Raw genomic sequence first — 15134 nt, 5'->3', positions numbered from 1 at the left:
GCGATGAGGCGGATGCTCAACACCCTCTATGTGACCTCCGAGGGCGCGCATCTGCGCAAGGACGGCGAGACCATGGCCGTGGACGTGGACGGCACCACCCGGGCGCGCACGCCCGCGCATCTGCTCGGCCAGATCGTCTGCCTCGGTCAGGTCTCGGTGTCCCCCGCCGTTCTCGGTTTCGCGATGGAGGTCGGGATCTCGGTCTCCTTCCTGTCCTATTCGGGACGGCTCCTCGGCCGCGTCGAGGGGCCCATGACGGGCAACGTGCTGTTGCGCCGCGCCCAGCACGCGGCGACCGCCGATCCGGCGCGATCCCTGCCGGTCGCGCGCGCCATGGTCGCTGCCAAGCTCGCCAATCAGAGGGCCGTCCTACGTCGCCACCTGCGCGACCACGCCGACGCGCCGGGCCGCGAGGCGGTCGAGGCGGCCGAGACGCGCCTGTATTACGCTGCCCGCCTTGCTCTGTCGGCTCCCGACCTCGATGCGCTGCGCGGCCAGGAGGGCGACGGCGGAGCCGTCTACTGGTCAGTCTTCCCGCACCTCCTTCGGAATCCCGATCTTGCGGGCTCCTTCCGGGGGCGCTCGCGCCGCCCGCCGCTCGACCCGGTGAATGCGCTGCTGTCCTTTCTCTACGTGCTCCTCGCTGCCGACGCCCGTGCTGCCTGCGAGGTGCACGGGCTCGACCCGCAGATGGGCTTTCTTCACCGCGATCGCCCTGGTCGGATGTCGCTCGCGCTCGATCTCATGGAGGAGTTCCGCGCGCCCATGGCCGACCGCGTCGCGCTTACGCTGGTTAACCGCCGACAGATGGAACCGGCGGATTTCGAGCATCAGGAGACAGGTGCGGTGCTGCTGACCGAGCGGGGGCGGCGCGCGGTGATCGAGGCATGGCAGGCGCGCAAGCGCAACGAACTCCGCCATGCCTGGTTTGACGAGGCGGCCCCGCTCGGCCTTTTTCCGCAGTTGCAGGCCCAGCTTCTGGCGCGGCACCTGCGGGGCGAGTTGGACGGATATCCTGCCTTTCTGTGGGGCTGACATGCTGGTGCTCGTGACCTACGATGTTCGGACGGACACGAAGGAAGGGCGGCGACGCCTGCGACAGGTCGCTCGAGCCTGCGAAGATTACGGGCAGCGGGTCCAGTTCTCGGTCTTCGAGTGCGACCTCGACCCGGCACTCTGGGTGCGCTTGCGCGCAAGGCTGGTCGGCTTGATCGACGCCGAGCACGACTCCCTTCGCTTCTATGTGTTAGGGCGGGAATGGCGGCGGCGGGTCGAGCATGTGGGAGCCAAGCCCTCAGCCGATCCAGAGGGCACGCTGATCGTGTAGCGAACCCCAAGCGGGCGCATTTTTACTGGCCGGTTCGCAACAGAGCTAAACGCTTGAAGACGCGTCTTATTTCCAACCACCATCCATTCGAACCTTGCTCGGCGCCACCCGCGCAGCGCGATCCGCAGCTTCGGGCAGCTTTTGTTCGCTTTTTCAATGGCATATTGAGGGGCCGTCGCCCCCCATCCGGGGGCGTGGATCGAAACATCCCACAGCGGAATGTCGCATGGTCTCCTCGAGTCGCCCCCCATCCGGGGGCGTGGATCGAAACCACGACGGCCAAGCCCGCGGCTGCGCGGTCGATCGTCGCCCCCCATCCGGGGGCGTGGATCGAAACAGCCGCACCCGAGTTGTGGTGTCGGTGCTGGGGCGTCGCCCCCCATCCGGGGGCGTGGATCGAAACGTCTGTCGCATCCCTGCCCGCCGGCCCCGTGACGTCGCCCCCCATCCGGGGGCGTGGATCGAAACGGGCTGATGCCAGTGTTTGTGAAGCCCGTCGTGGAGTCGCCCCCCATCCGGGGGCGTGGATCGAAACAATCCACATCGAGACGGGAGAGGCACGTCATGAAACTGTCGCCCCCCATCCGGGGGCGTGGATCGAAACAATCCGCCGGACACCCAGGAGGCCCTGCTGGACCGTCGCCCCCCATCCGGGGGCGTGGATCGAAACTGGCGGCATCGCTGCAGCCGACGGTCATCAGCCCCGTCGCCCCCCATCCGGGGGCGTGGATCGAAACGAGAGTGACGGGTTCAGGGGCTGTGTCGGGCCGGGTCGCCCCCCATCCGGGGGCGTGGATCGAAACATGATGATCCACAACGTCTGGGGCCTCACGGTCGTCGCCCCCCATCCGGGGGCGTGGATCGAAACAGCCAGCACCTGCGCGTCAACCACGTACCGGGCCAGCGAGTCGCCCCCCATCCGGGGGCGTGGATCGAAACAGCCGCACCCGAGTTGTGGTGTCGGTGCTGGGGCCGTCGCCCCCCATCCGGGGGCGTGGATCGAAACGTCTAGCGATTGCTGGGGATCCGGGCGGAGACCTGGTCGCCCCCCATCCGGGGGCGTGGATCGAAACCAGATCGCCGCGATGCCCGCCTTGAACTGCGCAAAGTCGCCCCCCATCCGGGGGCGTGGATCGAAACCTGCGCGAGATGGCGACGACCGGGACGATGACCGCGTCGCCCCCCATCCGGGGGCGTGGATCGAAACGTCCTGCGCGATAGCCGTTGCCAAGCGACGAACGTCGCCCCCCATCCGGGGGCGTGGATCGAAACCAGATCGCCGCGATGCCCGCCTTGAACTGCGCAAAGTCGCCCCCCATCCGGGGGCGTGGATCGAAACGTCCTGCGCGATAGCCGTTGCCAAGCGACGAACGTCGCCCCCCATCCGGGGGCGTGGATCGAAACTAGATGATGCGGGTGGATTTGACCGTCGCCAGCAGGTCGCCCCCCATCCGGGGGCGTGGATCGAAACAGCCCGACCAGGTTGGTCCGCATCATCCCGACCTGTCGCCCCCCATCCGGGGGCGTGGATCGAAACCATGGCCGAACTGGTCGACCGCCTCGGCATCGCCGGTCGCCCCCCATCCGGGGGCGTGGATCGAAACAGCTCATCGTGCTGCACCACGGGCAGGTGCATAACGTCGCCCCCCATCCGGGGGCGTGGATCGAAACATCATGATGAAGCGCACGTTCAACCTCGCCGGCGGTCGCCCCCCATCCGGGGGCGTGGATCGAAACACGCCAACGAAGTCTGCAAAGGTCGGCGGCTTTTGTCGCCCCCCATCCGGGGGCGTGGATCGANACGTCGCCCCCCATCCGGGGGCGTGGATCGAAACATCATGATGAAGCGCACGTTCAACCTCGCCGGCCGTCGCCCCCCATCCGGGGGCGTGGATCGAAACATTCGGGGCGGCTGTTGCCGTGCTCTCGCCAACAGTCGCCCCCCATCCGGGGGCGTGGATCGAAACTTGCCGGTCAGGGATTCGATCTTGGCGGTTGCCGGTCGCCCCCCATCCGGGGGCGTGGATCGAAACCGGCGCGGGATGGAGTTCGAGGAGCTGGTCCCTGGTCGCCCCCCATCCGGGGGCGTGGATCGAAACCTTGACCTCGGCGACCAGGCTGTCGGGCCGCGCGCGTCGCCCCCCATCCGGGGGCGTGGATCGAAACTGGACGCCAGCGGATATTCAGGGGATGGATGTCGGTCGCCCCCCATCCGGGGGCGTGGATCGAAACCGGCGCGGGATGGAGTTCGAGGAGCTGGTCCCTGGTCGCCCCCCATCCGGGGGCGTGGATCGAAACGCCGCCCGGCGCCACGCATGGTGCGGCTCATCACGTCGCCCCCCATCCGGGGGCGTGGATCGAAACGGCGACCTGGCCGCAGGCGGGCAGACGTGGCAGGTCGCCCCCCATCCGGGGGCGTGGATCGAAACCTCCGACGTGGTCTGAACGTGCGGCCGCCGCGCGGGTCGCCCCCCATCCGGGGGCGTGGATCGAAACCGGTTCGCGGATGGACAGCGCCGGCCCCGGCTGCGTCGCCCCCCATCCGGGGGCGTGGATCGAAACAGGCCGAGGTGCAGGGCAGCCGGGTCGTGGTACGTCGCCCCCCATCCGGGGGCGTGGATCGAAACAGGCTGGCCGAGAGCGAATATGACGTGACCGCCGGGTCGCCCCCCATCCGGGGGCGTGGATCGAAACCGCAAAAGGATTTGCCCGATGACCGCATTGCCGCGTCGCCCCCCATCCGGGGGCGTGGATCGAAACCGCAAAAGGATTTGCCCGATGACCGCATTGCCGCGTCGCCCCCCATCCGGGGGCGTGGATCGAAACTCCTCGGCGGCCGGGTTCCACGGATAGGGGTTCGTGTCGCCCCCCATCCGGGGGCGTGGATCGAAACTACACCACCAAGCGCGTCGGCGGCGGGGTCATCGGTCGCCCCCCATCCGGGGGCGTGGATCGAAACGGCTTTGAGACCACTCGCAGCGCCGGGGCGACCAGTCGCCCCCCATCCGGGGGCGTGGATCGAAACCGCGCCGCCAAGCTGCCGAAGCTGTCGCGGCTGCTGTCGCCCCCCATCCGGGGGCGTGGATCGAAACATGGATTTCCAGGGCGGCGCGAAGCGCTGGTGGAGTCGCCCCCCATCCGGGGGCGTGGATCGAAACAACGTCGAGGTCGGGCTTGCGCTGTCGCAGGACCGGTCGCCCCCCATCCGGGGGCGTGGATCGAAACGTCACGTCGCTGCGCCCGAGCCGCTGTTCGTCGGCGCGATGTCGCCCCCCATCCGGGGGCGTGGATCGAAACGTCACGCCGTCACCCTCGACCGACGGGGCACGCCCGTCGCCCCCCATCCGGGGGCGTGGATCGAAACAACGTCGAGGTCGGGCTTGCGCTGTCGCAGGACCGGTCGCCCCCCATCCGGGGGCGTGGATCGAAACGTCACGTCGCTGCGCCCGAGCCGCTGTTCGTCGGCGCGATGTCGCCCCCCATCCGGGGGCGTGGATCGAAACGTCACGCCGTCACCCTCGACCGACGGGGCACGCCCGTCGCCCCCCATCCGGGGGCGTGGATCGAAACCCGGCCAGCGCGGTCAGGTCGGCAAGGATCGCCTGTCGCCCCCCATCCGGGGGCGTGGATCGAAACCAGACACGGGGCATCGGCGGCGGGTTCTTCATCCGTCGCCCCCCATCCGGGGGCGTGGATCGAAACCGGTCGATCAGCACGTTCTGCTGGGGCAGCAAGTGTCGCCCCCCATCCGGGGGCGTGGATCGAAACAGCTCGAGGTTCGACACCGACCACCAGAACCCGCGTCGCCCCCCATCCGGGGGCGTGGATCGAAACTCAATTTCTCTCTCCGAAACATTCCTGATGCGGTAGGTCGCCCCCCATCCGGGGGCGTGGATCGAAACACGGTCAAGGGCGCGCGGCCCGACAGCCTGGTCGCGTCGCCCCCCATCCGGGGGCGTGGATCGAAACGGCCGCGGCGTAGTCACCTGCGACCGGCCAGTCGGGTCGCCCCTCATCCGGGGGCGTGGATCGAAACGACGGCGAGCTGCCGACGAGCGACGCGGCGCGCTAGTCGCCCCCCATCCGGGGGCGTGGATCGAAACACGGTCAAGGGCGCGCGGCCCGACAGCCTGGTCGCGTCGCCCCCCATCCGGGGGCGTGGATCGAAACGGCCGCGGCGTAGTCACCTGCGACCGGCCAGTCGGGGCGCCCCTCATCCGGGGGCGTGGATCGAAACGACGGCGAGCTGCCGACGAGCGACGCGGCGCGCTAGTCGCCCCCCATCCGGGGGCGTGGATCGAAACAATCAGGCGCTGCTGACAATTGGGCCGTCCCTGGTCGCCCCCCATCCGGGGGCGTGGATCGAAACTGGCACATCACGCCCCGACTGATGGCTGTAGAGATGGTCGCCCCCCATCCGGGGGCGTGGATCGAAACGCCACCGTCGCCGAGGACGATGGCGAAGCACTCGCGTCGCCCCCCATCCGGGGGCGTGGATCGAAACATCGACAGCACATGGCGCGGACTGATGAAGTCGCGTCGCCCCCCATCCGGGGGCGTGGATCGAAACAACTGGCACTCGGGATGGCCGCCCGCGCGGGGCGGGTCGCCCCCCATCCGGGGGCGTGGATCGAAACCGCTGGCCTTGGGCGGCGATGATGACGAGGAAAAGTCGCCCCCCATCCGGGGGCGTGGATCGAAACTCCGGCCCTGATGATCCAAGGGCCATAGTCGCTTGGTCGCCCCCCATCCGGGGGCGTGGATCGAAACATACGTCAGATCGATGTGCTGCTTGGGGTCATTGCAAGTCGCCCCCCATCCGGGGGCGTGGATCGAAACTTCCGGCGCAACGCCCCGCCGCGCGGGCGCTGGACGTCGCCCCCCATCCGGGGGCGTGGATCGAAACTAGGAGATGCCCTGTATGCCCCGCCTGACCATCCCGTCGCCCCCCATCCGGGGGCGTGGATCGAAACCAGATCCAAATGCTGGTGCAGGCAGGGATCGTGATGTCGCCCCCCATCCGGGGGCGTGGATCGAAACCAATATGTCGAGGAAAACGAAACGCGCGGCGCGGGTCGCCCCCCATCCGGGGGCGTGGATCGAAACATCACGGTGCGGGCCTCCTCGACCGTGATGCCCGCGTCGCCCCCCATCCGGGGGCGTGGATCGAAACAAGCATATACGACCCCTTCGACAGGGCGGATCATAGTCGCCCCCCATCCGGGGGCGTGGATCGAAACCTGATCGGCACCCGCGGCGCGCCGCGCACCACGCGTCGCCCCCCATCCGGGGGCGTGGATCGAAACGCGAGACGCTGCCCGCGCGCGTCGTCTGGTCGGAAGTCGCCCCCCATCCGGGGGCGTGGATCGAAACAGGGGCGATGCGGGCGAACTGACCACCAACAGCAGGTCGCCCCCCATCCGGGGGCGTGGATCGAAACCCGACCCCGCGCGCCCATGCAGTCACCGACCGGAAGGTCGCCCCCCATCCGGGGGCGTGGATCGAAACCCGAGCGCGATGGCACGGTCACGGTCGGCGGCCGGTCGCCCCCCATCCGGGGGCGTGGATCGAAACTTTCTGAACAACGGCGCGGCGCTTTACGTCACGACGGGTCGCCCCCCATCCGGGGGCGTGGATCGAAACTGGCAGCGCGCCCCTGATCCTGCCGCGCTGGCCGAGTCGCCCCCATCCGGGGGCGTGGATCGAAACCCGTCAGGCCGTCTTCATACCCTGCGTCGTCACTGGTCGCCCCCCATCCGGGGGCGTGGATCGAAACACCGTTGCCCTGAACATCGCGCCGGAATGGGTTTGGTCGCCCCCCATGCGGGGGCGTGGATCGAAACATGCGGCAACTGCCCGCCCGTATGCGGCTGGAAATGTCGCCCCCCATGCGGGGGCGTGGATCGAAACACCGTCAACCAGTTCGCCGGGCTGACCGACCCCTACGTCGCCCCCCATGCGGGGGCGTGGATCGAAACGACTGGCCGCTGTCGGACGCCACGGTGCCCGCCGGTCGCCCCCCATGCGGGGGCGTGGATCGAAACAAGCACTCGCCAGGCCGACAGCCGGTCCCCAGCATGTCGCCCCCCATGCGGGGGCGTGGATCGAAACAAGGGGATGGCGCGGCCGGCGTTCCAGGGTGCTCGTCGCCCCCCATGCGGGGGCGTGGATCGAAACGCCGAGACGTTCGCGGACAAGACGGCGCAGGCCGGTCGCCCCCCATGCGGGGGCGTGGATCGAAACAAGCACTCGCCAGGCCGACAGCCGGTCCCCAGCATGTCGCCCCCCATGCGGGGGCGTGGATCGAAACAAGGGGATGGCGCGGCCGGCGTTCCAGGGTGTTCGTCGCCCCCCATGCGGGGGCGTGGATCGAAACGCCGAGACGTTCGCGGACAAGACGGCGCAGGCCTGTCGCCCCCCATGCGGGGGCGTGGATCGAAACGGCCCCATGTTAATTTCCGCACCCGCTTCCGAGGTCGCCCCCCATGCGGGGGCGTGGATCGAAACCTTTCACGGTGAGAGTGGCTGCCCTGCTGCCACGGGTCGCCCCCCATGCGGGGGCGTGGATCGAAACGCGCAGGACGCGTTCCCGGATCACCGGATCGCGCTGTCGCCCCCCATGCGGGGGCGTGGATCGAAACATCGCCACGATGCGCAACAGCCAGAAGCCGTGGCAGGTCGCCCCCCATGCGGGGGCGTGGATCGAAACTTTGACACCGACGCGGCATTTCTGCCGCACATTCGTCGCCCCCCCATGCGGGGGCGTGGATCGAAACTTCGCCGTCCCACATGATCGTCAGGGTCTGGAGGTCGCCCCCCATGCGGGGGCGTGGATCGAAACTTTGTGTTCGCCGGGACATTCGCAGGGATGATCGGTCGCCCCCCATGCGGGGGCGGGGATCGAAACTTGGACACCGACGCGGCATTTCTGCCGCACATTCGGCGCCCCCCCATGCGGGGGCGTGGATCGAAACTTTGTGTTCGCCGGGACATTCGCAGGGATGATCGGTCGCCCCCCATGCGGGGGCGTGGATCGAAACTTCGCCGTCCCACATGATCGTCAGGGTCTTGAGGTCGCCCCCCATGCGGGGGCGTGGATCGAAACCTCATCGCCCTTACGCACAATGTAGGACGGCTCGTCGCCCCCCATGCGGGGGCGTGGATCGAAACTTCGGGGTCTTGAGCCGGATCTTCTCCACGGTCGTCGCCCCCCATGCGGGGGCGTGGATCGAAACCTAGGTTGCGGCAGGGATGACAGCTTTTCGACGGTCGCCCCCCATGCGGGGGCGTGGATCGAAACAACGGCATGGCCGGCCAGCCGGTCGATCATTTTGACGTCGCCCCCCATGCGGGGGCGTGGATCGAAACTCTGGCTTCGGCATCGACTGGATCGCCAAGCCCGGTCGCCCCCCATGCGGGGGCGTGGATCGAAACTCTGGCTTCGGCATCGACTGGATCGCCAAGCCCGGTCGCCCCCCCTGCGGGGGCGTGGCGCGAAACCCGACGATCACGGCAGCCGCCGACGCGCTGATGTGTCGCCCCCCACGCGGGAGCGTGGATCGAAACAACGGCATGGCCGGCCAGCCGGTCGATCATTTTGGCGTCGCCCCCCATGCGGGGGCGTGGATCGAAACACCCTGACGTTCCCGCGCCCGATGGCCGACGAAGGTCGCCCCCCATGCGGGGGCGTGGATCGAAACCCGACGATCAAGGCAGCCGCCGACGCGCTGATGTGTCGCCCCCCATGCGGGAGCGTGGATCGAAACAGAGCTTCGACTTCGACGCGACGGCCGAGCGGCTGGTCGCCCCCCATGCGGGGGCGTGGATCGAAACTTCGATCGCTCCCGAATGAGCCGGTCCCGCCGCTGTCGCCCCCCATGCGGGGGCGTGGATCGAAACACGTCGAAGACGAGCTTGGCGGCCGCAGACTTCTGTCGCCCCCCATGCGGGGGCGTGGATCGAAACTTCACGCTGCCGATCGGACCCTGGGGCGCGGTCGTCGCCCCCCATGCGGGGGCGTGGATCGAAACACCGGGCAATCTGGTGACGTGCTGTCGGTTATAACGTCGCCCCCCATGCGGGGGCGTGGATCGAAACGAGCGGCTGGTCGGGCAGGTCATCGCGTCCGAAGGTCGCCCCCCATGCGGGGGCGTGGATCGAAACTTCACAGCCATGTCGGCCTCCATGAATAGGGGGTGTCGCCCCCCATGCGGGGGCGTGGATCGAAACACCCGCGCCAGAAGCGCGTCCTTGTCGCCGTCCCAGTCGCCCCCCATGCGGGGGCGTGGATCGAAACTCATGGTCATGCCTCGTTGGTGGAAAGAGTGCCCGTCGCCCCCCATGCGGGGGCGTGGATCGAAACTCATGGTCATGCCTCGTTGGTGGAAAGAGTGCCCGTCGCCCCCCATGCGGGGGCGTGGATCGAAACTCATGGTCATGCCTCGTTGGTGGAAAGAGTGCCCGTCGCCCCCCATGCGGGGGCGTGGATCGAAACTCATGGTCATGCCTCGTTGGTGGAAAGAGTGCCCGTCGCCCCCCATGCGGGGGCGTGGATCGAAACTGCCCGCAGGCGCCGCATGACGATGTCCGCTGCGGGTCGCCCCCCCATGCGGGGGCGTGGATCGAAACAGACTGTCGCGCAGCCGGTTCATCGCGTCGGCCGGGCGCCCCCCATGCGGGGCGTGGATCGAAACTCGCCCATGCCGGTCTGGTCCATGCGCACCCGCCCGTCGCCCCCCATGCGGGGGCGTGGATCGAAACAGACTGTCGCGCAGCCGGTTCATCGCGTCGGCCGGTCGCCCCCCATGCGGGGCGTGGATCGAAACTCGCCCATGCCGGTCTGGTCCATGCGCACCCGCACGTCGCCCCCCATGCGGGGGCGTGGATCGAAACGGCGGCAGCGGCGCAAGCCGGACGCCGACCATCGTGTCGCCCCCCATGCGGGGGCGTGGATCGAAACTCCAGCATCCAGCCCTGCGCCCAGGCGCTGGCGGGTCGCCCCCCATGCGGGGGCGTGGATCGAAACCCGGTGCAGATCGCCGAGCACAAGAGGATCCCCAAGTCGCCCCCATGCGGGGGCGTGGATCGAAACGCCCAGACGGTGAACGCATCACGCCAGCCCTGCACGTCGCCCCCCATGCGGGGGCGTGGATCGAAACCGCCGACGTGCTGGGGCAGGACGCGGTGACGTTCGTCGCCCCCCATGCGGGGGCGTGGATCGAAACCGCCTCGCGGTGGACCAAGCGACCTGCAATGTCCCGTCGCCCCCCATGCGGGGGCGTGGATCGAAACGCGTCGCGGATCATCTTGTCCTGAAGCGGGCGGAAGTCGCCCCCCATGCGGGGGCGTGGATCGAAACATCAGCGAATAGGAACGCACATCCTTGTCGGACATCTGCGCAGGAGGGCCGGCAATGATCGCGCCCGCCCGCCATCATCTCGTCCTCGAGCAGCGGCCCGCGAGCGATTTCGAGCGTCTGGAGGACATCGGCGCAACCGCCATTGCGGCGGCACGACACGCACTCGCGCGGTCCCAAGCGATCGACGGCGAGACCGCCTGCGCGCTGCGGCGCGGACTGGCGGACCTGCGACAGATCGCCGAGGACCGCTCCGCGCTCACGAAGGACGCGCGCCAGCACCTGCACGATCTTGCCCGCGTCCTGCAGGACCGGGCGGATGCCCAGACCTCGGCCGCCATCGGTCCCGTGCTGGAGGCCCTGCTCGAATGCCTCGCGGCGTCCGAGCACGTGGCCGACCTCCTCGCGTCCGAGAAGTACATCGGCCGCTGCCGCGGCATCGTGTGAATTTCCCTGCCGGCGCGTGCACGCGCCGGCGACCCCATGACATCAGAACGAGACATTCATGACCACCAATCCGACCAACCGATCCGCATCGCTGCTGCGCGTCGGCACCATCGTGTTGTTTGCGTTTCTATTGGGTGAGGGGAAGGCCGAGCGAAGCGGCGAGATGGTCACAGCGAACGAGCTCCTGCGGGAGTTGCTGGGCACCGTCGCGGTCTGGCCGGACGAGACTGCACGGGACGGGCTGCGGGTGGAAATCCGCAGCTCGGCCGTCCGGCTGTTCTTGGGGGATCGCAATGGCCGAAATGCAAACGGCCTCCCGAGGGAGGCCGCTTTGCTGCTGAGTCAAGTTTCGTTGGCTGCGAGGACAGGATCTAATCTTCACTTGCGGCCCGAGCAAATAAAGATGGTTGCGGGGGCACGCAACTACCGAGACCAACACTCGCTTGAACTCTTTGTATAAAAAGAGATGATCGCCTTTACGGCCACTCTCTACGGACACGGAAATCGGTCTCAGCCGCTGGGAAAGCCGTGACAAGCCTCTCTTCCTCGACCTTACCCTTCCCGCTCAATCTGTCAATGCCAAGCTGGGCTGCCGATCCGAACGCTACCAGCTTCGTGTCTGATTGGCCCGGGCCTGGATACTGCGGCACCGCCGGTTGACAGCCTCGAAGGGCGGCGCGTCCGCGAGCAGAAGCCCGTCCTCGCTCATGCTCCGGTAGTCATTGCCAAGCGCCGCCGGGGCGCCGCCCTGGGGACGAGCCACAGTTGCCCTGCCACGGCCGCACAGTAGGCGATACAGAATACCGGTCCAAGTGGTGAAGCAAGTACTCTGTAGTCAAGCCGGTTTTCTTTCGTAGAATTCCACAAAGCAAAGCGAGGGGCGAATGAACGGTAGAATTTCTGCGTTCACTGCGGCGAGCCTCACCCTAGTCGTCGCCCTGCCGGGGAACGCCCAAGATGCCGCACCACTTAGCCGGCTGACCCGAGACGCTTGGGGGCATCACTTCTATTCCGAGCGGATCCTGGGCCAGTCAGGCAGGATAGATTACGTGGTCTGCAACCAGACCGCCGCAACCAGCGACTTCTTCTGGCCATACGCCGCCTTCGGCGCGGGGTCGGCCACCGGTCTACCTGCAAATTACTGCGTTCAGAAATCCGACTATCTCACGCGGATGGTCGATGGCGGCGAGAGCTTCCTAAACGTCGCAGCAAAAGCGGAGATCATCAAGGAAACCGCCGAGGTGCCGACCGTCATCTGGTGCGAGTTCGGTTTGGGTGATCGCTGCGACCAGAGCCTGGTTGGCGGGATCGTCTCCTGGACCTCAACCCTTCGCGCCTTTGCGCAAGGCGCCGACAACCCTGCCACTCCACCGATCCTGTCCGGGCGCGCCCAGCTTGAGGGTGGCCGGTATGAGATTGATATCCGGCGCGATGGCCAGGGGCGACTCCTCATCGTCGCGGTTTCCCCGTCCTCGGAGGGACTCCAACTGCAGGCCCCTAGCGTCGAGAGCATCTCCGGCGTGCTTGGTGAACTCCCGCCGTTGTCGGAAACCGGTCTGTATCAGGGCCTTTCGTCGGGCATGAGCGCCGTTCTGGTGCCCGCCGCGACGGACCCGGAAGTCGGGACGCGCATCATCTTTTCGAACCAGACATCGACCCCGGTCAGTCTCGCGATCATAGCTCTTGCCGATGATGTGCCGGCCCTTCGCATTGACACCGTGCCCGCTGCTGGCGCCGCTGCCGTGAGGTCGTCATGAAAGAGCACGGCTTCATGACCGGAATCTACGTCCTTTTGCTCGGCCCTTCGCACGGAGAATCCTCGATGGTCCTCGTGAGATTGGGCTGAGCCCGATGATCGAAGATCTGTTTCTTGTTGCCGCCGCCTCGATCGCCGCCGCTTTCATGGCAAGCCTCGTCTTCAACAAGTGCCTGCGCACTCTGGACCTGGGAAAGGGCAAACGGCTGACCGTCGAGCAAAAGCGCGAGGTCATAACCAAGGCCGTCCCATATGTCCTGATTGCGGTTGTCGGCGTCCTCGTGCCGACCCTCCTGCAGATGCTGGGGGTTGTCAGCTATGAGGGAAAGCGCCGTATATCCTGGCGCTTCTTATCATTTCGTTCTCTGGAGCGTTCCTCGTGGCCCTAGTGAAGCAGCTTGCGGGCTTGAAGAGGAATTCCAAGTAGTACAGCCGTTCAGCAGACGGTCTGACTATCATCGTCCGAATTCGGCGCGCCCGGCTAACGATTGCCCCGGGTGACGATCTCGGAGCATCTCGCCATCCGGTCGCGGACCTTCTTGCCGAACCCTTTCTCGCCGACTTTGCGCATGGTGAGCATGACATGGGCATGGGGTTTGGAGCTTCCGGCCTCGCCAATGACCCAATGCACATTCAAATCGGCGATCATGCCATGATCGACAAATTCCACCTGCGCGAAGTCGCGGGCCAGTTCGATGCCCTGTTGACCAGCGTGGAATGGCGAACTCCGCCTCTCGGGCAGGCTGGGCGTCCTGCCTTACGTCGAACACCTCAACATAATTCCAGAGGGCCGCCGACCGGGACCGAAGTCTCGGGTGATGCTCACGCGGCCAAGGGTGTCGAGGCGAAGGAATTGCCACCTTGCACGCGGCAGCGCATGTCGAGCAGGCGGGCACGTTCGTGGAGCGGCAGGGTCATCACTGGATCGGGTTGCGACCGAAGCGCAGTGCCAGTGCGAGCGTATCCTCGACAGCCTCCTCGAATCCGGCACCTGTCATGGGCTTTGCGCATGAGCCGCATCGCCGACAAGCGCCACGACACCGTCGACAAGGTCGAGAGCGTCAATAAGCTATGGTCAGCAGTCTACCGGTCGGATACAAAGTGAGGGTGGAGGTTGTCCCTTGGCCCGCGGCGAACTGGTGAAAAAACTGCTCGCTAGCTACGGCCGGGACGAAGAGTTCCGCGCCGTTGTCGAGCAGATCATTGCCGACGAGGAAAAGAAGAACAACAATGTCTTGGCGCGGTCTCTGCGCAAAATGCTGGAGAATATCGGCACGGCCTCTCCCTCAACAAAGACGGGGCTATCCCGTCTCCTGCCCTTCCCTGACAAGGCCAAGGACCTCATTCAGCGGATCGAACCACAGCACAATGCTCAAGATATCGTGCTATCCCATGAAAACTTGGAACAGTTCGTCAGTTTGATTCAGGAGTTCCGGCAGGCAGACCGTTTGAAGCGACATGGGCTTCCGGTGAGATCGAAGCTGCTCTTTTGTGGCCCTCCGGGCACGGGCAAAACCCTTTGCGCCGAGATCTTCGCAGCCGAGCTCGGCTTGCCCTTCTTCCATGTTCGCCTCGACAGCCTGATTTCTTCGTATCTGGGGGAAACTGCCAGCAATATCCGGAAAACTTTTGAATTTGCCCGGCGGCAGCCCTGTGTGCTGTTTTTCGATGAATTCGATGCACTCGCCCGGTCCAGAGACGAATCCGGCGAACACAACGAGCTGCGCCGGGTCGTCAACAGCCTGCTGATTTTCATTGAGCAGATCGCGCCAAGCGGGTTTCTCATTGCCGCGACCAACCTTGACCGAGATCTCGATCCCGCAATCTGGCGGCGGTTCGATGAAGTTATCTGGTTTGAGCTTCCTGACACAGGGATGATCAAGAAGTAACCTCGCTCACACTTTCAAAAACACAAATATCGCATTTGACCCGGAAGCCTTCGTCACGGAGCTGAAAGGCTATTCTTACGCGGATTTGGAGAAACTATGCGTTCAGGCGTTGAAGATTTCGATTCTCGAAGGCGGCAAGCAAGTGAGCGAAGCCCACTTCCGCAACGCTCTGCGCCAAGCGAACCGCCGCCGCAGGAGAGAGACACAAATCGAGGATCGACAAACGACGGGGTGATCCGTGCCGCAACTTGATCACTTGCAGCTTATTCGCCTCCCAGAAATTCTCCCCCGCAGAAAAACTGGTTTTCCTGGCCCACCCCCCCAACTGAACTGGCCCCCGTTTCGACCGGACACCTGGGC

The 15134-nt window shown here is 66.5% G+C and carries 9 protein-coding genes and 2 CRISPR repeat arrays; of the genes, 7 read left to right on the top strand and 2 right to left on the bottom strand.

Annotated elements, in window-relative coordinates:
• Window positions 1-3: 3 nt before the first annotated feature.
• From cas1c to EPA64_RS09100, 6 genes are all read left to right on the top strand, one after another.
• Entirely contained in the window at window positions 4-1035 is a 1032-nt protein-coding gene (cas1c, locus tag EPA64_RS09125; RefSeq protein WP_134725985.1) for a type I-C CRISPR-associated endonuclease Cas1c, read from the top strand.
• 1 nt (window position 1036) lies between these two features.
• The gene (gene cas2 / locus EPA64_RS09120) at window positions 1037-1327 is read left to right on the top strand and encodes a CRISPR-associated endonuclease Cas2 (RefSeq protein ID WP_134725983.1); all 291 of its coding nucleotides are present in this window, start codon (window positions 1037-1039) and stop codon (window positions 1325-1327) included.
• A 174-nt stretch (window positions 1328-1501) separates the two neighbouring features.
• Window positions 1502-9955: direct repeats of the CRISPR family, unit length 32 nt; unit sequence GTCGCCCCCCATCCGGGGGCGTGGATCGAAAC.
• A 231-nt stretch (window positions 9956-10186) separates the two neighbouring features.
• A CRISPR array of direct repeats spans window positions 10187-10685; the repeat unit is 32 nt.
• A 54-nt stretch (window positions 10686-10739) separates the two neighbouring features.
• Window positions 10740-11129: a hypothetical protein gene (locus EPA64_RS09115; RefSeq protein ID WP_134725981.1), complete on the top strand. Its 390-nt coding sequence runs from the start codon at window positions 10740-10742 to the stop codon at window positions 11127-11129.
• 58 nt (window positions 11130-11187) lie between these two features.
• Window positions 11188-11589 carry a hypothetical protein gene (locus EPA64_RS09110; protein WP_134725979.1) on the top strand — a complete coding sequence of 134 codons (402 nt, stop codon included), beginning with the start codon at window positions 11188-11190 and terminating at the stop codon, window positions 11587-11589.
• A 424-nt stretch (window positions 11590-12013) separates the two neighbouring features.
• Window positions 12014-12886, top strand: coding sequence for a hypothetical protein (locus EPA64_RS09105; protein ID WP_134725977.1), 873 nt, complete (start codon window positions 12014-12016; stop codon window positions 12884-12886).
• 94 nt (window positions 12887-12980) lie between these two features.
• Window positions 12981-13274 (top strand): hypothetical protein, encoded by a 294-nt coding sequence (locus EPA64_RS09100; RefSeq protein WP_134725975.1) that lies wholly within the window; start codon window positions 12981-12983, stop codon window positions 13272-13274.
• Window positions 13275-13366: 92 nt separating this feature from the next.
• Here the strand turns inward: EPA64_RS09100 and EPA64_RS09095 are convergent, their stop codons facing one another.
• Complete coding sequence (locus tag EPA64_RS09095; protein WP_281278563.1) at window positions 13367-13555, bottom strand: MobA/MobL family protein; 189 nt, start codon at window positions 13553-13555, stop codon at window positions 13367-13369.
• A gap of 451 nt (window positions 13556-14006) precedes the next feature.
• Between EPA64_RS09095 and EPA64_RS09090 the strand changes: the two genes are divergently transcribed.
• Window positions 14007-14774, top strand: coding sequence for an AAA family ATPase (locus EPA64_RS09090; protein ID WP_220443734.1), 768 nt, complete (start codon window positions 14007-14009; stop codon window positions 14772-14774).
• A 94-nt stretch (window positions 14775-14868) separates the two neighbouring features.
• On the opposite strand, the gene EPA64_RS16455 is transcribed toward EPA64_RS09090, so the two are convergent.
• Window positions 14869-15134, bottom strand: a 266-nt coding sequence (locus EPA64_RS16455; protein ID WP_220443733.1) for a hypothetical protein, incomplete at its 5' end; no start/stop codon positions are given.

Source organism: Paracoccus luteus (assembly GCF_004522155.1).
GTDB classification, from domain to species: domain Bacteria; phylum Pseudomonadota; class Alphaproteobacteria; order Rhodobacterales; family Rhodobacteraceae; genus Paracoccus; species Paracoccus luteus.
Note: the sequence above shows the minus strand (reverse complement) of the source record. Positions and strands in the feature narration are given on the sequence as shown.

Bases quoted from the DNA above. Each gene is read 5' to 3' on its own strand.
- cas2 (WP_134725983.1), top strand. From the start codon at position 1,037: ATGCTGGTGCTCGTGACCTACGATGTTCGGACGGACACGAAGGAAGGG.
- EPA64_RS09100 (WP_134725975.1), top strand. From the start codon at position 12,981: ATGATCGAAGATCTGTTTCTTGTTGCCGCCGCCTCGATCGCCGCCGCT.
- EPA64_RS09115 (WP_134725981.1), top strand. From the start codon at position 10,740: ATGATCGCGCCCGCCCGCCATCATCTCGTCCTCGAGCAGCGGCCCGCG.
- EPA64_RS09105 (WP_134725977.1), top strand. From the start codon at position 12,014: ATGAACGGTAGAATTTCTGCGTTCACTGCGGCGAGCCTCACCCTAGTC.
- EPA64_RS09110 (WP_134725979.1), top strand. From the start codon at position 11,188: ATGACCACCAATCCGACCAACCGATCCGCATCGCTGCTGCGCGTCGGC.
- cas1c (WP_134725985.1), top strand. From the start codon at position 4: ATGAGGCGGATGCTCAACACCCTCTATGTGACCTCCGAGGGCGCGCAT.